Annotated in this window: 23 protein-coding genes; 17 read left to right on the top strand and 6 right to left on the bottom strand. The window is 60.9% G+C overall.

Going from position 1 to position 23,708, the window contains the following annotated elements; genetic code table 11:
- Positions 1 to 37 precede the first annotated feature (37 nt).
- From hemW to rph, 3 genes are read right to left on the bottom strand one after another with little or no spacing between them, the layout of a single operon-like run.
- The gene (hemW, locus tag ISN74_RS15760) at positions 38 to 1,201 is read right to left on the bottom strand and encodes a radical SAM family heme chaperone HemW (protein WP_188800121.1); all 1,164 of its coding nucleotides are present in this window, start codon (positions 1,199 to 1,201) and stop codon (positions 38 to 40) included.
- Between the two features lie 3 nt (positions 1,202 to 1,204).
- Positions 1,205 to 1,804 (bottom strand): RdgB/HAM1 family non-canonical purine NTP pyrophosphatase, encoded by a 600-nt coding sequence (rdgB, locus tag ISN74_RS15755; RefSeq protein ID WP_188800120.1) that lies wholly within the window; start codon positions 1,802 to 1,804, stop codon positions 1,205 to 1,207.
- Positions 1,805 to 1,806: 2 nt separating this feature from the next.
- Complete coding sequence (gene rph, locus ISN74_RS15750; RefSeq protein WP_188800119.1) at positions 1,807 to 2,535, bottom strand: ribonuclease PH; 729 nt, start codon at positions 2,533 to 2,535, stop codon at positions 1,807 to 1,809.
- Between the two features lie 77 nt (positions 2,536 to 2,612).
- Here rph and ISN74_RS15745 point away from each other — a divergent pair, with 77 nt between their 5' ends.
- The 7 genes from ISN74_RS15745 (at position 2,613) to ISN74_RS15715 (ending at position 7,821) form a co-directional block, all read left to right on the top strand.
- Positions 2,613 to 3,470 (top strand): YicC/YloC family endoribonuclease, encoded by an 858-nt coding sequence (locus ISN74_RS15745; RefSeq protein WP_188800118.1) that lies wholly within the window; start codon positions 2,613 to 2,615, stop codon positions 3,468 to 3,470.
- A 93-nt stretch (positions 3,471 to 3,563) separates the two neighbouring features.
- Complete coding sequence (gmk, locus tag ISN74_RS15740; RefSeq protein WP_188800117.1) at positions 3,564 to 4,193, top strand: guanylate kinase; 630 nt, start codon at positions 3,564 to 3,566, stop codon at positions 4,191 to 4,193.
- A 94-nt stretch (positions 4,194 to 4,287) separates the two neighbouring features.
- The gene (locus ISN74_RS15735; RefSeq protein ID WP_188800116.1) at positions 4,288 to 5,124 is read left to right on the top strand and encodes an ABC transporter ATP-binding protein; all 837 of its coding nucleotides are present in this window, start codon (positions 4,288 to 4,290) and stop codon (positions 5,122 to 5,124) included.
- The gene (mlaE, locus tag ISN74_RS15730; RefSeq protein WP_188800115.1) at positions 5,121 to 5,894 is read left to right on the top strand and encodes a lipid asymmetry maintenance ABC transporter permease subunit MlaE; all 774 of its coding nucleotides are present in this window, start codon (positions 5,121 to 5,123) and stop codon (positions 5,892 to 5,894) included. The genes ISN74_RS15735 and mlaE overlap by 4 nt, the downstream gene beginning before the upstream one ends.
- Before the next feature lie 52 nt (positions 5,895 to 5,946).
- Positions 5,947 to 6,819: an outer membrane lipid asymmetry maintenance protein MlaD gene (mlaD, locus tag ISN74_RS15725; RefSeq protein WP_188800114.1), complete on the top strand. Its 873-nt coding sequence runs from the start codon at positions 5,947 to 5,949 to the stop codon at positions 6,817 to 6,819.
- 23 nt (positions 6,820 to 6,842) lie between these two features.
- The gene (locus tag ISN74_RS15720; RefSeq protein WP_188800113.1) at positions 6,843 to 7,526 is read left to right on the top strand and encodes an MlaC/ttg2D family ABC transporter substrate-binding protein; all 684 of its coding nucleotides are present in this window, start codon (positions 6,843 to 6,845) and stop codon (positions 7,524 to 7,526) included.
- Positions 7,513 to 7,821 (top strand): STAS domain-containing protein, encoded by a 309-nt coding sequence (locus tag ISN74_RS15715; protein WP_188800112.1) that lies wholly within the window; start codon positions 7,513 to 7,515, stop codon positions 7,819 to 7,821. Before ISN74_RS15720 ends, ISN74_RS15715 begins: the two co-directional genes overlap by 14 nt.
- Before the next feature lie 79 nt (positions 7,822 to 7,900).
- Here ISN74_RS15715 and ISN74_RS15710 read toward each other — a convergent pair whose 3' ends face one another.
- Positions 7,901 to 8,767, bottom strand: coding sequence for an MlaA family lipoprotein (locus ISN74_RS15710; RefSeq protein ID WP_188800111.1), 867 nt, complete (start codon positions 8,765 to 8,767; stop codon positions 7,901 to 7,903).
- Positions 8,768 to 8,964: 197 nt separating this feature from the next.
- Here ISN74_RS15710 and rpoZ point away from each other — a divergent pair, with 197 nt between their 5' ends.
- From rpoZ to ISN74_RS15675, 7 genes are all read left to right on the top strand, one after another.
- On the top strand, positions 8,965 to 9,255 hold the full coding sequence (rpoZ, locus tag ISN74_RS15705) for a DNA-directed RNA polymerase subunit omega (protein WP_126673373.1): 291 nt from the start codon (positions 8,965 to 8,967) through the stop codon (positions 9,253 to 9,255).
- A gap of 142 nt (positions 9,256 to 9,397) precedes the next feature.
- Positions 9,398 to 11,560, top strand: a complete 2,163-nt coding sequence (locus ISN74_RS15700; protein WP_188800110.1) for a RelA/SpoT family protein — start codon at positions 9,398 to 9,400, stop codon at positions 11,558 to 11,560.
- A gap of 90 nt (positions 11,561 to 11,650) precedes the next feature.
- A complete protein-coding gene (locus ISN74_RS15695; RefSeq protein ID WP_188800109.1) occupies positions 11,651 to 12,034 on the top strand; it encodes a RidA family protein in 384 nt (127 codons plus the stop codon).
- A 79-nt stretch (positions 12,035 to 12,113) separates the two neighbouring features.
- Entirely contained in the window at positions 12,114 to 14,228 is a 2,115-nt protein-coding gene (gene recG / locus ISN74_RS15690) for an ATP-dependent DNA helicase RecG (protein ID WP_188800108.1), read from the top strand.
- 59 nt (positions 14,229 to 14,287) lie between these two features.
- Positions 14,288 to 15,229: a nucleoside hydrolase gene (locus ISN74_RS15685; protein ID WP_188800107.1), complete on the top strand. Its 942-nt coding sequence runs from the start codon at positions 14,288 to 14,290 to the stop codon at positions 15,227 to 15,229.
- An 85-nt stretch (positions 15,230 to 15,314) separates the two neighbouring features.
- On the top strand, positions 15,315 to 15,560 hold the full coding sequence (locus ISN74_RS15680; RefSeq protein ID WP_188800106.1) for a type B 50S ribosomal protein L31: 246 nt from the start codon (positions 15,315 to 15,317) through the stop codon (positions 15,558 to 15,560).
- Positions 15,561 to 15,796: 236 nt separating this feature from the next.
- Positions 15,797 to 17,092 (top strand): citrate synthase, encoded by a 1,296-nt coding sequence (locus ISN74_RS15675; protein WP_188800105.1) that lies wholly within the window; start codon positions 15,797 to 15,799, stop codon positions 17,090 to 17,092.
- A 214-nt stretch (positions 17,093 to 17,306) separates the two neighbouring features.
- Here ISN74_RS15675 and ISN74_RS15670 read toward each other — a convergent pair whose 3' ends face one another.
- Together ISN74_RS15670 and ISN74_RS15665 are read right to left on the bottom strand one after the other, a co-directional pair.
- Entirely contained in the window at positions 17,307 to 17,984 is a 678-nt protein-coding gene (locus ISN74_RS15670) for a hypothetical protein (protein ID WP_188800104.1), read from the bottom strand.
- Positions 17,985 to 18,177: 193 nt separating this feature from the next.
- The gene (locus ISN74_RS15665; protein WP_188800103.1) at positions 18,178 to 20,709 is read right to left on the bottom strand and encodes a penicillin-binding protein 1A; all 2,532 of its coding nucleotides are present in this window, start codon (positions 20,707 to 20,709) and stop codon (positions 18,178 to 18,180) included.
- Between the two features lie 553 nt (positions 20,710 to 21,262).
- Here ISN74_RS15665 and ISN74_RS15660 point away from each other — a divergent pair.
- Genes ISN74_RS15660 through ISN74_RS15650 form a run of 3 tightly spaced genes read left to right on the top strand, consistent with a single transcriptional unit; the run spans position 21,263 to position 23,708 of the window.
- A complete protein-coding gene (locus ISN74_RS15660; RefSeq protein WP_188800102.1) occupies positions 21,263 to 22,321 on the top strand; it encodes a pilus assembly protein PilM in 1,059 nt (352 codons plus the stop codon).
- Entirely contained in the window at positions 22,321 to 23,037 is a 717-nt protein-coding gene (locus ISN74_RS15655) for a PilN domain-containing protein (RefSeq protein ID WP_188800101.1), read from the top strand. The genes ISN74_RS15660 and ISN74_RS15655 overlap by 1 nt, the downstream gene beginning before the upstream one ends.
- Positions 23,037 to 23,708, top strand: coding sequence for a type IV pilus inner membrane component PilO (locus tag ISN74_RS15650; RefSeq protein ID WP_188800100.1), 672 nt, complete (start codon positions 23,037 to 23,039; stop codon positions 23,706 to 23,708). Before ISN74_RS15655 ends, ISN74_RS15650 begins: the two co-directional genes overlap by 1 nt.

Below are 23,708 nucleotides of genomic sequence, written 5' to 3'. Positions count from 1 at the left end.
GTATCCGGGTTGCCGTCATGAGGCTGACAGCTTGCACTCAGTCGAGGAAGCTGGCGATCACGTCGTTGAGGAAACGTTGGCCCAGCGAAGTGGTGCCCAGATGCCTGGGATCGGCTTGCAGCCAGCCGCGCTGGCGGCCTTCGGCGAGGCGGCTGGCGATCTGCTGCAGGGGCAGGCCGGTGCGCGCATGGAATTCCTCTACCGGAACGCCGTCGATCAGCCGCAGCGCGTTGAGCATGTATTCGAAAGGCAGCTCCCCGGCCGCGACCGCGGCATGGCCGCCAATACGGGGGGCAGCGCCGGCGGCTTCGAGGTAGGTAGCGGGGTGGCGGACTTTCCAGCGGCGTAAGACCTTGCCGTCATCAACGTCGGTGACCTTGCCATGGGCGCCGGCGCCGATCCCCAGGTAATCGCCGAAGCGCCAGTAATTGAGGTTGTGCTCGCAGCGCCGTCCCGGCTGGGCATAGGCGGAGATTTCATATTGCGTATAGCCGGCCCCGGCCAGTCGCGCTTCGCAGGCTTCCTGCATGGCCCAGGCTGAGTCGTCGTCTGGCAGCGGCGGCGGGTGCGCGGCGAACACTGTGTTGGGTTCCAGGGTGAGCTGGTAATGCGAGATATGCGCCGGTCGCAAGGCTGTCGCGCGATCGACATCAGCCAGCGCGCCTTCGAGGGACTGTTCCGGCAACGCGTACATCAGATCCAGATTGATGTTGCTGATGCCGGCGTCCTGCGCCGACTTCACGGCGGCTTCCGCTTCGCTGGCGGAGTGGATTCGGCCCAACCGCTTGAGCTTGTCGTCATCGAAACTCTGGATGCCGAACGAGATGCGATTGACACCCGCGGCCAGATAACCGTCGAAGCGACCATGTTCGACCGTGCCGGGATTGGTTTCCAGCGTTATTTCGCAAGCTTCCGCAAAAGGCAGGCGGGCACGTGCGCCATCCAAAAAGCGAGTGATCAGTTCGGGCGAGAACAGGCTGGGCGTGCCGCCGCCGAAAAACACGCTGACGATAGGTCTTTCTGTCAGCGCGCCGCCGAAATCATGGCGATCAGCATCGAGATCGGCCAGCAATGTTTCCACATAAGCCGCGTAGGGCGGTTCACCGCGCACGCCGTGTGAGTTGAAGTCGCAGTAGGGACACTTTTTCACGCACCACGGCATGTGGACGTACAGCGCCAGCGGTGGGGCGATCAAGTTCATGAATCAGGTGTGCAACTCAGCGATGTGGGCGTGCAGTTGGGCCATTGCCTGTGCACGGTGGCTCAGGCGGTTTTTTACGGCGGGCTCCAGTTCTGCTGCGCTGAGCAATTGTTCGTGCGGCAGGAACAGCGGGTCATAACCGAAGCCATGCGTACCGCGAGGCGCTTCCAAGACGCGGCCATGCCAGCGCCCTTCGGCAATCAATGGTGCAGGATCTTCGGCATGCCATAACAGGGCCAGCACGCTGATAAAGAACGCGCCGCGTTGTTCTGTGGGCACGCCATTGAGCTCACGCAGCAGGCGTGCGTTATTGGCAGTGCTGTCACCGTGCACACCGGTGTAACGCGCCGAATAGAGGCCGGGTGCGCCGCGCAGATGCGCGACGCACAGGCCCGAGTCGTCGGCCAGCGCAGGTAGTCCGGTGACACGCGAAGCGTGGCGAGCCTTTAACAACGCGTTTTCAACGAAGGTAAGGCCGGTTTCCTCCGCATCGTCTACACCAAGTTCACCTTGCGGCACGACTTCAAAATGACTGTCCGCAAGCAGTGCGTTGAATTCGGCAAGCTTGCCCTGGTTGCTGCTGGCGAGAACGATGCGCTGCATGATCAGTGTGATTCCAGTGCCGAGCGCTGAAGTGCGATCAGCTCACTGATGCCTTTCTCGGCCAGTTCGAGCATGGCATTCATGTCGTTGCGGCGGAAAGCGTGTCCTTCAGCGGTACCTTGCACCTCGATGAAGCCGCCCCCGTCGTTCATCACGACGTTCATGTCGGTGTCGCAATTGGCATCTTCGGCGTAGTCCAGATCCAGCACCGGCGCGCCTTGGTAGACGCCCACCGATACCGCGGCTACCGCGCCGATGACGGGATTGCGCCGCAGGTTCTCCCGCTTCATCAACACATTGACCGCGTCGACCAATGCCACATAGGCACCGGTGATAGCGGCAGTGCGGGTGCCTCCGTCGGCTTGCAGTACATCGCAATCCAGGGTGATGACACGCTCGCCCAGGGCTTGGCGATCGATGCAGGCACGCAGACTGCGACCGATCAGGCGCTGGATTTCCATCGTGCGTCCGCCTTGGCTGCCGCGCGTGGCCTCACGCTGCGTACGGGTGGAGGTGGCACGTGGAAGCATGCCGTATTCGGCAGTGACCCAGCCTTCGCCTTTGCCGCGCAGCCAGGGAGGCAGGCGGTCTTCGATGCTGGCGGTGCACAACACGCGGGTATCGCCGAAGGCGATCAGCACCGAACCTTCGGCGTGGCGGGTGTAACGCCGCTCGATGGTGATAGGGCGCAGCTGGTCATGGGCGCGGCCGCTCGGGCGGGACACTGTCATAAGGTCGTGTTGGGCAAGTCAGGGTGGGACAGTTTACCATTGCCCCCTTTCTCCATCGCCCGGGATCACCTCGCACCATGATTCGCAGCATGACTGCCTACGCCTCTGCTGAGGCCGTGACCCCAACCGGGGCGCTAACTTGCGAGTTGCGTACGGTCAATCATCGCTACCTGGAAATCAGCCCGCGCCTGCCGGAAGAGCTTCGCAGCTTCGAGCCGGCTTTGCGCGAGCGCATTGCGGCCCGGCTGTCGCGCGGCAAGGTCGATGTGATTGTGCGGCGTGGCGAGTCGCGGGGCGAATCGCTGCAGGTCGATACCACCATGGTGGCGCGGCTGTCGGAACTGGCGCTGGATATGGAAGCCCGCTTCCCGCGTATGCGCATCGAATTCACCGAACTGCTGCGCTTTCCCGGCGTGCTGCAGCATGCCGAGGTGGATCAAGAAGTGCAGCAGGCGGCTCTGCTCGGTGTGCTGGATCGTGCACTCGACGCTTTGGCTGCCACCCGTGAGCGTGAGGGCAACAAGCTGGGCGATATCCTTCGGGAGCGGCTGGACGGCGTCGCACGCATCGTGGCGGACGTACGCACCTGGATGCCGGAGATTCGCGCCGCACTGCGTACGCGCCTGGAATCGCGCCTTGCCGATCTCAAGCAGCCGGCCGATCCGGGGCGTCTGGAGCAGGAATTGGTGCTGCAGGTCACGCGTTCCGATGTGGATGAAGAGCTGGACCGGCTCAGCACGCACATCACAGAGACGCGCCGCGTGCTCGGCCTGAAGGAACCGGTGGGCCGGCGGCTGGATTTCCTGATGCAGGAATTCAATCGCGAGGCGAACACGCTGGGTTCCAAATCGATCGACGCGCGCAGCACCAATGCGGCGGTGGAGCTGAAAGTACTGATCGAACAGATGCGCGAACAGGTGCAGAACATCGAATGAAAACGCCGCGCATCACGGTTATACCGCGCGAGCGGAAGCCCCTCACTCCGATCCTCTCCCCGACAGGGCGAGGGCGCGAAGGAGCTTCGCATCATGTCGCCTGATAGCAGCGGCACGCTATTCATCGTCGCCGCACCTTCCGGTGCGGGCAAATCCACGCTGGTCAATGCCTTGCTGGAGCGCGAGCCGGGCATCTCCCTGTCGATTTCGCATACGACGCGGCCGCCGCGTCCGGGCGAGCAGTACGGGCGTCATTACTATTTCGTCGAGCGCACCGAGTTCGAGCGCGAAGTGGCCGAAGGCATCTTTCTCGAACACGCCGAGGTGCATGGCAATTTCTATGGCACCTCCAGCAAGACGGTGCAGGACCTGCTCCAGCAGGGTAGCGACGTCCTGCTGGAGATCGATTGGCAGGGTGCCGCACAGATCCGCAAGACCAAGCCTGATTGCGTCAGCGTCTTCATCCTGCCACCCTCGCGGGCCGAGCTGGAGCGCCGCCTGCGTGGCCGCGGCTCGGACAGCGCCGAGGTGATCGAGCGGCGGTTGCGCAACTCGCGGGGGGAGATCGCTCATGCCCACGAGTTCGATTACATCATCGTCAACGATCGTTTTGAGGACGCGTTGGACGGGCTTCAGGCCATCGTTCGGGCTGTGCGCCTGCGTTCGGCACCCCAATGTCAGCGGCACGAGACCTTGATCCAGGAACTATTGGCCGACAATTAGGTTCTTTCCTGGTCGGGGGATTACTACACCGGTCCGTATAGCATTGGATGCCCACTTCAGTTAACTTGCCCACTTTGGATGCCGTCCCCTCCCCATGATTGATACCGTCTCTGCCAAGCCTGACGATCGCGCACTGGTGCGCATCCGTGGCCTCACCACGGTGCTCAGCGGCAAGACCGTGTTCGACGCCCTGGACATGGATATCCCGCGCGGCAAGGTGACTGCCATCATGGGGCCCAGCGGCACCGGCAAGACCACCCTGCTCAAGCACATCACCGGCCAGATGCGCGGCAGCAAGGGCGAGGTGCGGGTCGATGGCCTGAACGTGCCGGAGCTGAGCCGGGATCAGCTGTTCGAGCTGCGCGAGCGCATCGGCTACCTGTTCCAGAACTCCGCGCTGCTGACCGATTTCGACGTGTTCGAAAACGTGGCGTTCCCCTTGCGCCAGCACACCAAGCTGCCGGAAGTGCTGATTCGTAACATCGTGCTGACCAAGTTGCAGGCCGTTGGGTTGCGCGGCGCGGCTTCGCTGACGCCCAGCGAGCTGTCCGGCGGCATGGCGCGACGGGTGGCGCTGGCGCGTGCGATCGTGTTCGATCCCATGCTGATCCTGTATGACGAGCCCTTCGTTGGCCTGGATCCGATCGCGCTGAACCAGGTGATGAAGCTGATCCGCACGCTCAATGACACGCTCGGCATCACCAGTGTGGTGGTGGCGCACGAACTGGCCGCGATCAAGGAAGTGGCCGATCACATCTATCTGATCGCCAACGGCAAAGTGGTGGCGCAGGGCAATCCCAACACCATTGCCGACGACGGTTCGCCTTGGACGCGCCAGTTCTTCGGCGGCGAAGCGGATGGTCCGGTGCCGTTCCAGTATCCGGCAGGCGACTACGCGCAGGCCCTCGGTTTCAGGGATGGTGCGGCATGAGCGCACAAATGCAGCATAACAACATCGTGATGCAGACCCTGGCGCAGATCGGCAACTGCGGCCTGTTCCTGCTGCGCATTCTTGCCGCCGTACCGCGCAGCCTGCGGCATGCGCGCGAGACAGCCCGGCAGATTTGGTTTGTGGGCGCCATGAGCCTCACCATCATCATGACCTGCGGACTGTTCATCGGCATGGTGCTGGGTCTGCAGCTTTATCACGTACTGGCCATCTTCGGCGGTACCTCGGCCACCGGTTCGGTGGTGGCGCTGGCCATCTATCGTGAACTGGGGCCGGTGGTGACCGCATTGCTGTTTGCCGGCCGCGCAGGCACGTCCATTACCGCGGAAATCGGCCTGATGCGCGCGACCGACCAGATTGCCGCGATGGAAATGATGGCGGTGGATCCGATTGCCTATGTGGCGGCCCCGCGCTTCCTCGCTGGCGTGATCGCCACGCCGCTGCTGTGCTGCGTGTTCTGCGCCATGGGTATTTTCGGAGGCCATTTGGTCGGCGTGGACTGGCTGGGCATCGACAACGGCACGTTCTGGTCGAACATGACCGCCAACGTGAACGTGTGGGATGACATCATCAATGGTGTGATGTGGAAGAGCGCCGCGTTCGGCGCGGTAATTTCGCTGATCGCCGTATTCCAGGGCTATACCACAGCACCAACCAGCGAAGGCGTGGCTTATGCCACGACGCGCACAGTGGTCGCATCATCGATTGCGATCCTGGCGCTGGATTTCGTGCTCACCGCGTTCCTGATGTGAATGGGCTGATGTGGACCTTCATGAATAATTGCTTCTTTTTGAGGACTTTGCCGTGAGCCAGAGAAAATCCTATGCCGTCGGCACCGGTCTGTTCATCGTGCTTGGTTTCGCCGCGCTGGCTTATCTCGCGACACAGACCAGTTCGGTTGCCAACAGCCATCAGGGTTCCAGTTACACCGTCGATGCGCAGTTCGCCAACATCGGCCAGCTCAAGGAGCGGGCGCCGGTGAAAGTGGCTGGCGTGCGCGTGGGTCAGGTGCAGTCGATCGTGCTGGAGCCGGGCAAGGACGTTGCCGACGTCACCTTGTCGATCGACAAGAAATACAACCAGATCCCCAGCGACTCCGTTGCGACGATCTACACCAGCGGCCTGCTGGGCGATCAATATGTGGGCCTGCAATTCGGCGGCGCTAAAACTTACGTCGCCGATGGTGGTCATATTGGCCTGACCAAGTCCTCGGCGCCGCTGGAGGAACTGCTCAGCAAGTTCATGGGCGGCGGCGGTGTCGCCGATGCGATTGGCGGTACCTATTCGGTGCGTGCCGATTTCACTAATGTGGGTACGCTTTTCGTAGGGGCGCCGGTGAAAATGTCGGGCGTGGCGATCGGCAGCGTGGCGGCGATCAAGGCCGATCCGGTCAAACTCGACGCCACGGTGACCCTGGTCATCGACAAGAAGTTCAACCAGATTCCGGACGATTCGTCGGCATCGATATTCACCAGTGGTTTGATTGGCAGCCAGTATGTTGCGATCCAACCCGGTGGTTCGCCGAATTCCCTGAAGGATGGTGACCAGCTCGTACTGACGCAGTCGGCCATGCAGCTGGAAGATCTGATCGGCAAGTTCCTGGTCAATGGTTCGTCCAGCGGCGGCAGCAATGCCGGTGGCAACGGTTCATCCAATACACCTGCCGGCAAGCATTGAGCCGGCCTTACTAGGAGTCATCCATGTTGCGTCACTTGGCTATTGCCACCGCCATCGCCCTGGGCAGCGTTGTGATTGCCGCGCCGGCCTTCGCTCAGGATGCATCGAGCGCGCAAACTTCCAACGCAGCGGCACCGGAGGCGGTGGTGCAGCAGATCGTTCACGATCTCAACACCCAGATCGCCGATCACCGGGCCGAGCTGCAAAACAACAAGCCCAAGCTGGTGGCGCTGATCAATCAGATCTTCCTGCCGCACTTCGATACCGATTGGGCATCGATCCTGGTGCTTGGCATGCACGCCCGTGAAGCTACGCCGGAGCAGCGCTCGCGTTTTGCCAAGGCGTTCTACACCTCGCTGACCAACCGCTACGCGGAAGGCCTGCTGAGCTATTCCAAGGGCTCCGTGAATGTCCTGCCGTTCCAGGGTGAGCTCAACGACAAGTACACCGTGGTAAAGACCCAGGTGACCACCGACGACAAGAAGCAGATCGCGGTGAACTACGTGTTCCACAAGACCGCCGACGGTCAGTGGAAGGCGTATGACGTGATCATCGAGGGCATCTCCTACATCACGAACTATCGCAACCAGGTCGATGCCGAGATCAAGAAAGAAGGTCTCGATAAGCTGATCGCGGATCTGGAAACGCAGGGCGACAAGGCGCTGCAGCAGATGGAACAGGAAAACAAAGGTAATGGCGCCAAGTAAATCCGGTGAGTTTCGGGTTGTTTCCGACGCACCGGACACGGTCGCCGTGTCCGGTGCGCTGAATTTCGCCACGGCTGCGAATGCGCTCGCGGCGATGCGTACTGCATTTGCGAAAAGCGATCGCCAAACCCTGGACCTTTCCGGGGTAACGAACTGCGACAGCGCAGGTTTGGCGTGCGTATTGGCGGCACTTTCTGAGGCTGATCAGGGCGGACGCAAGGTGGCCGTGCGCCATGTGCCGGCAGGTATGCAGGCGCTTGCACAGGTCTGCGGCGTGGAGCCGTTTTTGCACTGACGATTGCGCTGGGATCTTTTCAAGGCATAAAAAAAACGGGGCAATCGCCCCGTTTTTTTTATGTCTGCACTTCGGCGCTTTACTGGTTGCCGGAAGGCGTGCCTGAATTGTTCTGCTGCTTTTGCTTCTCCTCCCATTGCTGTTGTTCCTTCAGCAATTCGGCGGGATCGAAGTTCTCGTTGGGGTTTTTGTTGTTCGAGCTCTGGCCCTGCTGCAGCTTCAGCATCACGTCGGCTGGCGGGTTGCCGTCATAGAGCTTGTTCAGGCGAGTCTGCCGCCATGCGTCACGTACGAAGGCGTAGGGATCGTAGGCGCTCTGCAGGAAGCTGTCGGCATCAAGCAGCTGGGCGCGCATCTGGATGAAATAGACCACTTCGGGGATGTAGTACTGACCCCAATGGAACTGATGGTTGCGCTCGAAATAGCTGAGCGGGTCAAACAGATAGCCGTCGACCGGATACTGCCAGACGTCGCGGAAGGTGGATGGTCCAAGCAGCGGTATCATCACGTAGTCGCCTTCGGGCACCCCCCAGCGGGCCAGGGTGATGCCGAAGTCGGTTTCCTTCAGCGGGATCTTCATGTGCGTGGCCGGATCGAAGAAGCCGGCAACACCCACCGTCATGTTGATCAAGAAGCGGCCGGTATCGGTGATCGCGTCGCTCGGGCGAGCCTGCAGCAGGTTGTTGGCGATGCTGATCGGCAGCTTGATATTGGTGAAGAAGTTGCTGACGCTGGTCTGCACCGGCTTGGGCGTTACCTTGGTGTAGCCCACGGCCACCGGACGCAGTACGTGCTTGTCCAGCGCCATGTTGAAGGCGTAGCTCTTGCGGTTGAACTTCTCCAGCGGGTCATCCGTACGGGGCGGGGCTATGGCACAGCCCACCAGCAGGACGGTGGCCGCGAGGGGCAGGAGGCGACTCAATACGAGGCGAGGCAGGGAGGGCATCGAGAGGGGGTCCGCTGCAAAAAAGGGGATTTTTGGTAAAATTGTACTTTCTAGTTCTATATTGTGCACGACTTGCACGGCCGTTTCGAGCGGGTGCCAGGCGATCTGGCATGATAAGAGCCAATCGCATTGCCAGCCAAGTGGCTGCCCGATAAACTGTCAGACCGCATAAGTCTTTTATTGTGTAAGGATTTCCTATGGCCCGCATTACCGTGGAAGACTGCCTTGAGGTGGTCGATAACCGTTTCGAACTGGTGCTGATGGCGACCAAGCGCGCCCGCCAGCTCGCCAACGGCGCTGAACCGGCAGTCAACCCCGACAACGACAAGCCGACCGTGTTGGCGCTGCGCGAGATCGCTGATCGTCGCATCGACCAGGCCACCATCGACGAGATCGACCGTGCCGAACGCGAGCGCGCCGAGCGCGAGGCGTTGGAATGGGCCGCACAGGAAGTGGACGACGACCTCTCCAAGGGCGGAGACGACTAATGAAAGGCGGCGGCTGTCGACAGTGCAGTCGTCGATCCGGGCCTACCGGACAAGTGGGTTGTGCCGCACTTTCCCTTCGTACTTGTCCGACTCTGTTTCTCTTTCCTAGCGAGGCGATCGCCTGAACGGGCGTCGTGATTCCATGACGGTGGCTACGCATCCCGCTCCCGAGGATACGTCTGCACTGCCACCCTATGTGCTGGCGCTGAAAGAGCGCATCGCTTACCTGCCCGAACAACACGTGGCGCGCGTTCTGCGTGCCTACGAAGTGGGCGCCGTGGCGCATGAAGGGCAGACGCGCAAGAGCGGCGAGCCCTACATCACCCATCCCATCGCTGTGGCCGGCATTCTGGCTGAGATGGGCATGGATGCCGAAACCATCATCGCGGCGATCCTGCACGACACGCTGGAAGATACGGCGCTTAGTCGCACCGCCCTGGCGGGTGAGTTTGGCGAAACCGTGGCTGAACTGGTCGATGGCGTCACCAAGCTGGACAAGATGCGCTTTTCCAGCCGCCAGGAAGCGGACGCTGAAAGTTTCCGCAAGATGCTGCTGGCGATGGCGCGCGATCTGCGCGTGATCCTGATCAAGCTGGCGGACCGCCTGCACAACATGCGTACGCTGGGTGCCAAAGAATCGGATTCGCAACGCCGCATTGCGCGCGAAACGCTGGAAATCTACGCGCCTATTGCCCAACGACTGGGCATGAACAAGGTCAAGGCGGAATTGCAGGATCTTGGCTTCCGCGCGCTCTATCCCGATCGCTATCGCGTGATCAGCGAACGCATTCGCGCGGCGCTGGGCAATCGTCGTGAGGCCATGGGACGCATCGAAGGTGCGTTGACGGCGCGATTGGTAGAAGAGCGCATCCCAGTGCGGGTCGTGGGGCGGATCAAGTCGCCGTGGAGCATCTATTCGAAGATGCGCAACGAGCACAAGAGCTTTGCGCAGTTGATGGATGTGTACGGCTTTCGTGTCGTGACCGATAGCGCGATGAGTTGCTACATGGCGTTGGGCGTGGTGCACGCGCTCTACAAGCCGGTCGATCGCCGCTTCAAGGATTTCATCGCGATTCCCAAGGCCAACGGCTATCAGTCGCTGCATACCGTGCTGCTTGGGCCGTTTGGTGCGCCGATCGAGGTGCAGGTCCGTACTGAGGAAATGGATTCGGTGGCGGAGCGCGGTGTCGCTGCGCACTGGGCTTATAAGACCGAAAGCGGTCCCGCCAATAGCGCGCAGGCGCGTGCGCGCGAGTGGATTGCATCGCTGGCCGATAGCCAGGCGAACACGCCGGAAGCGGCGGAGTTCATCGAGAACGTCAAGATCGATTTGTTTCCGGATGAAACCTATCTGTTCACGCCGCGTGGCGACATTCTGTCGTTGCCGCGCAATGCCACGGCGCTCGATTTCGCTTACGCGGTGCATACCGACGTGGGCGATCATGCGGTGGCGGTGCGTGTCGACAAGAAGCTGCTGCCGCTGCGCACGCGGCTGGAATCGGGACAGCTGGTCGAGATCATCACCGCACCATCGGCCGTGCCGAATCCCGCCTGGCTGGAGTTCGTAGTCACCGGCAAGGCGCGCACGGCGATCCGCCAATACCTGAAACATTTGCAGCATGAGGATGCGGTCGATTTCGGTCATCGCATGCTCGATCGCGCCCTCGATGCGGCAGGCACCAGCCTCGATGCGATCCAGCCGGAAGTGCTGGAGAAATTCCTGCAGAAATCCAAGTTCAAGCGACTGGAAGAACTGCTCTCGGATATCGCATTGGGCAACCGCATGCCCGATCAGGTGGCCAGCCAATTGGTCGCTTCGCGTGGCGCGACAGCGCGAGGTACGTCGGTGACGCATGTGGCGGAAAAGATCCGTATCACCGGTGCCGAACGTGGCGTGTTGAGCTTCGCCAATTGCTGTCACCCGTTGCCCGGCGACGACATCATCGGTTATCTCTCGCCCGGCAAGGGCATCGTCGTGCATCGTGTCGAGTGCCCTAACGTTGCGGAGCTGCGCAAGTCGCCCGAACGCAGCGTGGCGATCGAATGGGATCGCGACGTGCAGGGCGATTACCGTGCCGAGCTGCGCATCGAAGTCATCAACCGCCCTGGTGTGCTGGCCACTGTGGCAGCGGCGATTGCTGCGGCGGATTCCAACATCGAGAACGTGGAATATGTTGAGCGCGACATGGCCGCAGCCACGCTGCTGTTCACGATCGAGGTGAAGAACCGCAAGCACCTTGCCGAGGTGATCCGACGCGTGCGGCGCACGGGTGTGGTGAGCGGGGCGTATCGCTATCCGCTGTGAAAATGGCGGATAGGGAAGATCAGTGTTTCGCGATACTGGCTGTTCCCCGTTCCCATTACACTGCAGCCTTTGACTGCAATGGATCGACCCATGCCCCGCACCATCATTGCTACCGACAAAGCCCCTGCCGCCATCGGCCCTTATTCGCAGGCCGTGCGTGCCGGCAATACCGTGTATTTCTCCGGCCAGATTCCGCTTGATCCCGCCACCGGCGCGTTGATCGAAGGCGATATCAGCGCGCAGACGCGCCGTGTGTTCGACAACTTGGTGGCCGTGGCGGAAGCGGCGGGTGGTTCGCTATCGCAGATCGTGCGCGTGGGCATCTATGTGACGGATCTGGCGAACTTTGCGGCCGTCAACGCCGTGATGGGCGAGTACTTTCAGCAGCCTTATCCGGCGCGTTCCACCATCGAGGTTTCCGGCTTGCCGAAGGGCGCGCAGGTCGAAGTCGATGCAATCATGGCGCTGGACTGATTCAGACGCGCGAAGACTGCTGACAGCTCTTGTCGGCAGTCCGGCAGCGTGCACGAGCACGCTCGGTTAGTCTTGACGCATGGCTGCGACCAAACCCCAGCTGATGACAGAAACCATGGCCGATCCCGGCAAGCTGCCAGTGTCCAGGCTCAGCGGGGTAGGACCTGCTTTGGTCGAAACTTTGGCCCGTCTGGGGCTGCACACCGTGCAGGACCTCTGGTTTCATCTGCCACTGAGGTATGAAGACCGTACGCATCTCCTTTCCCTGAGTGACTTGCGCCCCGGCATGCGCGTGCAGGTCATTGGCACGGTGGAGGCGGTTGAGAAGACCCAGCGCTATCGCCCGCAGTTGAAAGTGGCGATCGGCGACGGCGTGATGCAGACCTTGCTGCTGCGCTTCTTTCACTTCAATCGCGCACAAGCCGAGCAGTTCCGGGTTGGCATCCGCTTGCTGTGTTTTGGCGAGGTACGGCAAGGTTCGTCCGGCCTGGAAATGGTGCATCCCCAGTACCGGCGTCTGGATGAGACTGCGGAAGTGGTTCTGGATGAATGCCTCACGCCGGTCTATCCCACCACGGAAGGTCTTGGACAAAAGCGTCTGGCCGGTGTGATTGCCAAGGCCCTGCTACTGCTGCCCGCAGAGGCCGAGTTGGAGCTGATCCCGCCATCGTTGTGCGCGGAGCATGGGCTCACCTCCTTGCACGAAGCCTTGCTGTATGTGCATCGTCCGCCGGCCGATGCGCGCGTGGATCAGCTTATGCAGGGGCGGCATCCCGCACAGCAGCGCCTTGCTTTCGAGGAGTTGCTTACTCAACACATGAGCCTGAAGCGGTTGCGCGCAGCTGTGCGCGAACGTCGCGCGCCGGTCCTGGGCAAGCAGGGTAAGTTGCAAAAGCGTTGGCTCACGTCCTTGCCCTTCAAGCTCACCGCTGCGCAGCAGCGCGTGATCAAGGAAGTGGCTGCGGATACGTCCCAACCATGTCCCATGCTTCGCCTGGTGCAAGGCGATGTCGGATCGGGCAAGACCGCGGTAGCGTGCGCGGCCGCCATGTCGGCTGTGGAAGCTGGCTATCAGGTGGCATTGATGGCGCCAACGGAACTACTGGCAGAACAGCATCTGCGCAATTTCCGCCATTGGCTGGAACCACTGGGCATCGCTGTCGAATGGCTGGCCGGTAAACAACAAGGCAAAGCGCGTCAAAAAGCCATGGAGCGTGTGGCCGAGGGTGCGCCGATTGTGATCGGTACACACGCCTTGATGCAGGAGGGTGTGGCGTTCTCGCGTCTTGGCCTGGTGATTGTCGACGAGCAACACCGCTTCGGCGTGCAGCAACGGCTTGCTTTGCGCGACAAAGGATTGGAGGGGGAGTTGGTGCCGCATCAACTGGTGCTGACCGCAACGCCCATTCCACGCACGCTGGCGATGAGCGCCTACGCTGACCTGGACGTTTCCGCGATCGACGAATTGCCGCCCGGACGCACGCCTGTCCAAACGATTGCCATTTCCAATGCGCGGCGTGCGGAAGTCGTTGAACGCATTCATGCCGCTTGTATGGAAGGACGTCAGGTTTATTGGGTGTGCACGTTGATTGAAGAATCGGAGCAACTGCGCGCGCAGGCTGCCGAAGCGGCGCATACCGAACTCACGCACGCCTTGACCGATTGCAAGGTTGGTCTGATCCATGGCCGCATGAAGCCCAAGGAAAAGCAGGTGGTGATGGATGCGTTCAAGGCGGGCGAACTGGCCGTGCTGGTAGCCACCACGGTGATTGAGGTGGGTGTGGACGTGCCCAATGCCAGCTTGATGGTGATCGAAAACAGCGAACGCCTGGGGCTTGCTCAATTGCATCAGTTACGCGGCCGGGTTGGGCGCGGCGCTGTCGCGTCGAATTGTGTACTGCTCTATCAGCCGCCGTTGGGTCAACTGGCGCGTGAGCGCCTGCAAGTCATGCGTGAAACCAATGATGGATTTCGCATCGCGGAAAAGGATCTGGAACTACGCGGACCCGGCGAAGTGCTTGGTACGCGCCAGACCGGGCAGCTTAGTTTTCGTATGGCCGATCTCTCACGCGACGCGCATTTGCTGCCGGCCGTGCAGCATGTCGGCGAACAGATGCTGGCGCAGCATGCTGAACGGGCAGGGCGTTTGATTGAACGCTGGATCGGTGGAGCGTCGCGATACGCCAATGCGTGATGACCTTGTTCGATGTTTGTTCCTCGCAATAAGCTAGGCCGCTCGCCTAAGGAATCCCCATGAGCAAGCCGCAACTCCTGATCGACACCGACCCCGGCGTGGATGACGCGCTGGCGATTCTGATGGCGCACGCACACGCGGATGTGCTGGGTTTGAGCATTGCCGCGGGCAATGTAGGTCTGTCGCACACCGTGCGTAACGCGCGCACGCTGGTGGATCTGGCGGGTGCTTCGACACCTGTGTTTGCCGGCTGCCCGACACCGTTGGTGCGGTTGCCGGAGGAAGACGCCGCGTTTGTGCATGGCAGGGACGGATTAGGCGATGTCGGTTTTCCGGAGCCCGCAGCGTGCGTGGAAGGCGAACATGCAGCGCTTGCCTTGTTGCGGCTCACGCGCGAGCGTCCCGGCGAGTTGACGCTGGTGGCGCTGGCGCCGCTGACCAATCTGGCGCTCGCACTGAAGTTGGATCCCACGTTGCCGCAGCGCGTGAAGCGCCTTGTGGTGATGGGTGGTGCGGTGACAGGGCATGGCAACACCGGCCGTGTGCCGGCCGAGTTCAATGTCGGCTTCGATCCGGAAGCGGCGCATATCGTGTTCGAGGGCTTTCCGGACTTTGACTTGGTCGACTGGGAGCTTACGTTGCGTCACGCGTTCGACGAGGCAGAGTTTGACGAGTGGCTGGCCGAAGGCGATCGCCGGGCGGCTTTCTTCGGCAGGGTGTTCCAGGTGGCACGGGAGACCAATCGCCGCGGCGGCCGGCGTGGCATCATCGCGGCCGATGCGCTGGCCATGGCGGTGGCCATCGACCCTTCCGTGGTGGTGCGCGGCGAGCAGCGCCATGTCGGCGTGGAACTTGACGGCCGTTTGACCCGTGGTGCGACCGTGGTGGACTGGGGCAATCGCTTGAAACTGCCGGCCCGGGCCAACGTGGTTCTGGAGCTGGATCAGGCCAAGTTTGCCGCGATGGTGCGGCAGGCACTCGGGGTCAAGACGCCGGCGTAAAGGGTGTGGCGGGGCAGGTCGGTTGACCGAACCCTTGGTCGGAACCTATAATGCCGCTCTTTTCACCCACCGCTTTGAGTCAGTCATGAAGCCCGATATCCATCCGAATTACCGCCAGGTGGTGTTTCAGGACCTGTCGTCTGAGTTCGCGTTCCTGACGCGTTCGACGATTGCGACCAAGGAAACCATCAAGTGGGAAGACGGCAACGAGTACCCGCTGATCAAGGTGGATATCTCCAGCCATTCGCACCCGTTCTACACAGGCAAGCAGAAGACCCTCGACGTGGGCGGACGCGTGGACAAGTTCCGCCGCCGTTACGCGCAGAAGTAATCATTCTGCATACCTGCTGTCATAGGCAGGTTAGCTATTGAGCACAGGGCAGGCCTCGCGCCTGCCCTGTGTTTTTGCGCGTGTCAAGTGGACCATGCGGCCTCGGATGTTGATAGGCCGATGTGCGATAATGGATCGGATGCATCGCTGATTCCCCGCAGTGATGTGCCTTTCCCTCGCCGGCTGGTTGCCGCTATGCGGTTGCCCCGGTGGCGACCCACGTGTAGGAGGTTTCCGTGTCCGATTCAAAATCCGTCAAGCTGGTAGATGAGTCCAACGGCCGTAGCAGCGAACTTCCGTTGCTGACCGGTACGATTGGTCCGGCCTGCATCGACATTGCCCCGCTGTACAAGGACACAGGGCACTTCACCTACGACCCGGGCTATGGCAGTACTGCCAGCACCAAGAGCGCCATCACCTACATCGATGGCGATCAGGGCGTGCTGATGTACCGCGGCTACCCGATCGAGCAGCTTGCCGAGAAGTCGAGCTTCCTCGAAGTGGCGTACTTGCTGTTGAACGGTGAGCTGCCGAACAAGAGCCAGTTCTCTACGTTCGAAAACGACATCACGCATCACACGATGATGCATGAGTCGCACAAGAACTTCTTCCAGGGCTTCCATCACGACGCGCATCCGATGGCCATGCTGGCCGCGTCGGTGGCGTCGCTGTCGGCCTTCTATCATGACGATCTGGATGTCGATAACGCGGAAGACCGCAAGCTGGCCGCGATTCGCCTGATCGCCAAGATGCCGACCATCGCTGCCGCCTGCTACCGTTATTCGATTGGTTGGCCGTTCCGTTATCCGCGCAATAACCTCGAATACGTTGATCGCTTCCTGCACATGATGTTCGAAGTGCCGAGCGAGCCGCTGCAGATGAGTCCGGTGGCTACCAAGGCGCTGGATCTGCTGTTTATCCTGCACGCAGATCACGAGCAGAACGCTTCCACCTCGACGGTGCGTCTGGTGGGTTCCACCGGTGCCAACCCGTATGCGTCGATCGCCGCCGGCATCACTGCGCTGTGGGGTCCGGCACACGGCGGCGCCAACGAAGCCGTGTTGAAGATGCTGGAAGAGATTGGCACGGCGGACAAGGTGGAAACTGCCGTCAAGCGTGCCAAGGACAAGAACGACAACTTCCGCCTGATGGGCTTCGGCCACCGCGTGTACAAGAACTTCGACCCGCGTGCGAAGATCATCCGCGAGATGTGCCACAAGGTGTTGGACGAGCTGGGCGTCAACGACCCGTTGCTCGATGTGGCCATGAAGCTGGAAGAAGCGGCACTGAAGGACGACTATTTCGTCGAGCGCAAGCTGTACCCGAACGTCGACTTCTATTCCGGCATCATCTACAAGGCCCTGGGCATCCCGACCGAGATGTTCACCGTGATGTTTGCCATCGCACGCACGGCCGGCTGGATTGCGCACTGGATCGAGCAGCACGAAACGCCAGGTTCGCGTATCGGTCGTCCGCGTCAGCTGTATGTCGGTTCCGACAAGCGCGACTACGTGGCGAAAGACAAGCGCTGATCGTTAGCACTACTCCCTCTCCCCTCTGGGGAGAGGGCTGGGGTGAGGGGACAATCTTGCGCGTAGTTAAATGATTTGAAGCGCACTTCAATAAAGGGTGCCGCCAGCGTGACCCCTCACCTCAATCCTCTTCCTCGCTCCTCAAGACGCGGCCATCCATGGCCGCTCCCCGCGTCCCGAAGGGGAGAGGAGGCGAACGCGAAAAGCGCATTATTTATCTAAGGGCAGCTGCCAGTTTCCGCTCGAAATCATCCTGCTCGCTGTCCTCTTCGGCAAGCATGATTTCCACCGAGGATAGCGATGCGCGACGCATGGGTTTTTCGTCGATGCGATCCAGTGGCGCCTGCCTCAGCGCGTTATGCGGTAGCACGGTCAGATCGAACGGGATGTTGTCGGCCGCGAACAACAACACCGGATATTCCACCTGTTCCTCGCGGCTCACGCGCAGCCGGCGCGTCTGCGTTTCCACCGGCACGCCATGCTCGCGCAGGTAGATGCCGATGGCTTCCGGATCGTCGCTGAAGACGTGCAGGCATACCGCCGAGTGGGAGTCCGCCGTGCCATCCAGCACCGCACCCACCAGCCGGGGCTCGAAGCGAAGCAGGAAGCGCATGGCTTCCACGGCAGCCTCGCGCCGGGCTCTTACCAGCTGAGGCTGGCTTTCACCCTGGAAGATGCGTTGGTGCTCACGCAGCGCGTCCTCGATCTCGTGATTACGGGGTAGGGCTTGTTCATCCAGCACGCCCAGCCGCTCAGCGGCCTTGCGTTTGGCGTGGTGGAAGTCCCGGATGCCGTGTTCACTCATCAGGCGCGCCGCCTCCTGGGCGACGCGTAGACGGTTGCGCTGCACGCGGTCGTGTGCGTGGATGCGATGGTGCTCGCCTCGTGCCATGACTCCGGCCCTCTGTTGCGCGTCCGAGCCAAGACTACCGGAAAATTATCAAGATGTTGAGAACGTGCCTTTCTGTACTTTCTCAAGTTTTCAGTTTGCTATGGCTGAGCGGTTCACCGAGATGAATCAGGTGCTTGGCGTGCCTGGATCGGTGCCAGGCTGGCGTCATCCGTGCCAGCCTGGGCCGCAAGGGCTAGAAGATGTCGTTGGCCTGCTGCTGATCCTGGCTTTGCTGCTGTTGCTGCATGGCCTGGTTGTGCAGGCGGTCCACGTCTTCGACCTTGAAGATCTCTGACATGGCATCCGGATCACCCTGATCGGAGGGGAGGCCGCTCTCACGGTTGATCTGCACCGTGGTGATGCCAGGCGGCATCGGCAGGCTGCTTTCGGGGAGCCCCTTGAGGGCGTCGCCCATGTAGTCGATCCAGATCGGCAGGGCTGCCTTGGCGCCGAATTCGCCCTTGCCCAAGGAGCCGAAGTCGTCGAAGCCCACCCACACGGCGGTCGAGAGGTCGCCGTTGAAGCCGACGAACCAGGCGTCGCGGTGATCGTTGGTCGAACCGGTCTTGCCGGCAAGGTCTGGGCGATTGAGCGTCTTGGCGGCGTAGCCGGTGCCCATCGGCGACGCGATGACGTCCTTCATCAGGGAGGTGATCAGATAATCGTTGCGGATATCGATCACGTGCGGTGCCAGTACCGGAGCGGCCTCGCCGTTATGTGCATCGGCGGGCAGCGTGGTTTCACCCGCCATGGCAACACTGCTGGCCGGAGCCGGAGCGTTGGTCGAGGCTGCTGCGACGCCATTGGTCAGCATGCTTGCCGGTGGTGGCGCAGGCGGGCTGTTTTCCAGCAAGCGCGCCTGGCAGTTGGCGCAGGCGCGCGCCGGATTGGCGACATACACGGGCTTGCCGTCGCGGTCATCGATCTCGCTGATGAAATAAGGCGTAACGAGATAACCGCCGTTGGCAAACACGGCATAGCCGCGCGCCATGCTCAGCGGTGACACGGAGGCGGTACCGAGCGCCATCGATAGATTGCTCGGCAGGGCGTCAAGCGGGAAGCCGAAGCGGGTGACGTAATCCCTGGTGTAACGCACGCCGATTGCATCGAGCAGGCGCACTGAGACCAGATTCTTCGATTCGATCAGCGCTTCACGCAGGCGGATCGGGCCAGCGAACTTGTTGTCGTCGTTCGATGGTGTCCACAGCCCGTTCGGCTGAGAGGGGTCGGGCAGGGCCAGTGGTGCGTCGTTGACGATCGAGGCTGCATTAAAGCCCCGTTCGAATGCTGCGGAGTAGATGAACGGCTTGAAGCTGGAGCCCGGCTGGCGTGCAGCCATGACCGCGCGATTGAACTTGCTGCGCTGGAAGTTGAAGCCGCCGACCAGTGATTGGATGGCACCATTCTCGGGATCAAGCGACACCAGGGCCGCCTGGGCTTTCGGAATCTGGGTGAGCAGCCAGTTGCCCTTATCGTCCTGAATCACGCGGATGATGTCGCCAGGCTTGAGTACTTCGCTGACAGCCTTGGGAGCGGCACCGACGCGGGTTTCGTTGATGTACGGGTGAGCCCAATCCATCGCGCTCAAGCTGAGCTTGATCGTCTGCTTGTTCGGCAGATAGACGGAGGCTTCGGTTGCGTCGGAGGCAATCACCAGGCCCGGGGTGAGTCCTGCGAGATCCGTGTAGCTGGACAGTGCGTTGCCGTAATCGGCATCGGTGGCATTCGGCGGAAGCTCTTGATGCGCCTCGGGGCCGCGCCAGCCGTGGCGGTGATCGTAGATGGACAGGCCATCACGCACCGCCGCGACAGCGGCTAGCTGTCGGGTGCTCAGGATGGTGGTCTTGACCACATAGCCTTCGGTCAGGGCGTCGTTGCCGAGGCGGTCCAATGCCTGCAGGCGGGCCATTTCGGCCAGGTAAGGAGCTTCTACCTGGATCGGTTGTTCGTGCGGGGCGGCGTCGTCAGGAGCATTGATCGCCTCCTGGTATTGCGCCTGATTGATGTACTTGTGCTCCAGCATTTGCCCGAGCACCCAGTTGCGGCGGGCGATCAGACGCGAGGTATTGGTGAGCGGGTTGACTGCTGAGGGGAGCTGGAAGGTGGAGGCAATAGCCGCGCATTGCGCGACCGTCAACTGGTCCAGACGCTCGCCGTAGTAGTACTCGGCCGCCGCGGCGATGCCGTACGAGCGATGTCCCAGGAACATCTTGTTGAGGTAAAGCTCAAGGATCTGGTCCTTGGTGAGCTCACCCTCCATGCGCAGGGCGATGAACATCTCGATCAGCTTGCGCGAGTAGAGTTTTTCAGGGCTCAAGAAGAAGTTGCGGGCGACCTGCTGGGTAATGGTCGAGCCACCCTGAGTCTTGTTGCCACCCGAAGCCAGCACGTGGAAGCCCGCGCGCACGACGCCGCGCCAGTCGACACCGGGATGGGTGTAAAAGTCTGCATCTTCGGCCGAAAGCACGGCATGCTTGAGCATGTCCGGCACTTGGTCGATGGAGACCGGGATGCGGCGCGTCTCGCCGAAGGTGGCGATCAGCTTGCCGTCTGCGCTCAGGACCCGCAGAGGCACCTGCATGTGGTAATCCTTGAGAACGGCCACCGAGGGGAGGCGGGGTGCTACCAGCCAATAGGCCACGCCGGCAGCAGCGGCAATCAGCAGGAGCCCGCTGAAGCCCAGGATCAGGAACCAGCGCAACAGGGCTTTCAGAATTCGCGTCATGGAGTTCAAGGGGTGCTCGGGTTGGTGTTACCAACTCTGCGAAATGGCAGGCCGATGGACCATCAACAAGGGCAGGCGGTTGGTCTGCCGGGCATGATGAGTCGTAGGGCTTGGGGTAGACAGAGTTGATTCCAACGCATTGATTTTGAAGATATATGCCGATGTCCGATTGATTGCGTTGCTGTGCAGGGAGTGGCCGGGGCATCTGCACCTTAGCTGTTCAAGGAAAACCTTTGCCCTTTCCTCGACTACCCACACAGCTTGTCATCCTTGGACATCATGCTACCTGTGGAACATGAATCAGATCGTCTCAATCGAGACCTGAGTCAAAACAGCTCAGAGTATAGATGTTGCAGTATGTGCAGCATCAGCGACGGATTAGCAAAACCTTAATCGTGGTAACCCGCGGGTTGGTCCAAATGTGCAGGCCATCACGCCAAAAGTCTCGAAGAAGATCGCGTAGGCCGTTGCTATTGCGTTAATTTTTGGATCTAATGACCCAGCAATCCTGCCAGTTACTGGCGGAAGCGCCAGGGGTCAAGGGGGAATCATCGTGGGGCTCTTTACACCCAAGAAGCCGCCACTTGTTGGTGTCGACATCAGTTCGACGGCCGTCAAGTTGCTGCAGCTCAGTCAGACCGGAGGCCGCTATCGCGTAGAGCACTACGCGATCGAGCCGCTGCCCCCTAATGCCGTCGTCGAGAAAAATATCGTCGAGGTCGAGGCCGTCGGCGAGGCTGTGCGTCGAGCGCTGGCGCGCTCAGGAACCAAGATCAAGCATGCCGCTGCCGCGGTGGCTGGTTCGGCGGTGATTACGCGCATCGTGCCGATGGCCGCCGAGCTGTCGGATGAAGATCTGGAAGGCCAGATCCAGGTCGAGGCCAATCAGTACATTCCGTACCCGATCGACGAAGTCAGTCTCGATTTCGAGGTGCTTGGCCCGGTACGCGACAACCCCGAAATGAATAACGTGCTGCTCGCGGCATCGCGCACGGAAAATGTCGATATGCGCGTTGCCGCGCTCGACCTCGGTGGTTTGACAGCTCAGGTGATCGACGTCGAAGCCTTCGCGCTGGAGAATGCCTTTACGCTGATCTCCGATCAGTTGAACGTGGGGCGTGATGCGCTGGTGGCGGTCGTCGACATCGGCGCGACCATGACCACGCTTTCGGTGCTTAAGAACCAGCGCACTATCTATTCGCGCGAACAGGTCTTCGGCGGCAAGCAGTTGACCGACGAGATCATGCGCCGCTACGGACTCTCTTACGAGGAAGCCGGCCGTGCCAAGCGCAAGGGTGGATTGCCGGAATCCTACGAAACCGAGGCATTGCAGCCGTTCAAGGAGTCGCTGGTACAGCAGATCAGCCGCCTGCTGCAGTTCTTCTACGCAGGCAGTGAATACAGCAAGGTTGACCAGGTCGTGCTGGCTGGCGGATGCGCATCGATCGAAGGCATCAACAGCATGCTGGAAGAGCAGCTTGGCTTGCCTTGCATCGTCGCCAATCCGCTCGCCCGCATGTCCCTGTCCAGCCGGGTGCAGGCCCAGTCGCTGACACAGGACGCGCCAGCGCTGATGATCGCGGTCGGACTCGCCATGAGGAGTTTCGACTGATGGCACGCATCAACCTACTTCCGTGGCGCGCCGAGCGCCGCAAGCAGCGGCAGCGCGAGTTCTTCATGCAACTCGGTGCCGCAGCCGTGGCTGGCATTGGCGTTCTGATGCTGTGGGGCTTTTGGATGGGTATGCGCATCGACAACCAGAACGAGCGCAATGCCTACTTGCAGGACCAGATCAAGCAGGTGGATGTGCGCCTGGACAAGATCAAGGATCTGGAAAAGGTGCGCTCGCAGTTGCTGGCGCGCAAGCAGATCATCGAACAGCTGCAGGCCAATCGCTCGCAGATGGTGCACTTGTTCGACGAACTGGTGAAGACGGTTCCGGGCAGCGTACGTTTGACCTCGATCAAGCAGGCCGGTGATCAGATGGTGCTCGACGGCGTCGCGCAATCAAACGCGAGCGTTGCCGAATACATGCGCAATATCGAGATCTCTCCCTGGATGGGGCAGACCGATCTGAGCAAGACCGAGAACAGCCACGACGCTTCGCGCATGCCGTATAGCTTCGGCCTGACGGTGTCGCTGCAAAAGCCTAAGGATGACGGTACGGACCAAGGGAATGCAGCTCCCGCTTCCTCAAGCAGCAGCGCAGGCGTGGCCGCACCGATCGTTCCCGCAGCGACTGCGCTCAAGCCGGTGATGACACCCTCGGCCACCGCCAAGGCACCCGCTCAAAGCGGTGCTGCGCCAGTCAAGGGAGGGGCCAAGTAATGAAACTCCTCGACGATTTGCGCAGTCTGGACCGCAACAACATCGGCGGCTGGCCGATGTCGGTCAAGACGTTCTTTACGGTGTTGTTGTTCGTGGTGATCATCTTTCTCGGCTGGTACAGCTTTATCAGCGATCAGCAAAACAGCTTGCAGAGTCTTGCCGGGAAAGAGGAGGCGCTCAAGAAGGAGTTCTCCGACAAGCAGGCCAAATCGGTCAATCTGGAAGCGCTGCAACAGCAGCTCGACGAGATGAAGGACATGCTGCGCCAATTGCTGCGCCAGTTGCCAAGCAGGACCGAAATGCCTGAGCTGTTGGTGGATGTTTCGCAAACGGCTTTGTCAGCTGGTTTGCAACAGGAGCTGTTCCAGCCGGGTACGGAAGTACCGAAGGACTTCTACGCCGAGAAGCCGATCCAGCTGAAGATGATCGGTACTTACCATCAGTTTGGTGCATTCATCAGCGGCGTGGCTTCGCTGCCGCGTGTGGTGATTCTGACCATGCACGATGTTTCGCTGACTCCCCTTAATTCACCTGGCAAGGGCGCAGAGCCCGGTCCCAACCAGTTACTGGTATTGCAGGGCACGGTGAAGACTTATCGCTATCTGGATGATTCCGAAACGGGCGATACAGCAAGCAAGGCCAAGGGTAAGAAGGCTGGGGGGCGGAAATGA

Source organism: Dyella caseinilytica (genome assembly GCF_016865235.1).
In the GTDB taxonomy this organism is placed as follows: Bacteria; Pseudomonadota; Gammaproteobacteria; order Xanthomonadales; family Rhodanobacteraceae; genus Dyella_B; species Dyella_B caseinilytica.
The sequence above is the reverse complement of the archived record's forward strand: the minus strand, read 5'-3'. Positions and strand labels throughout refer to the sequence as shown.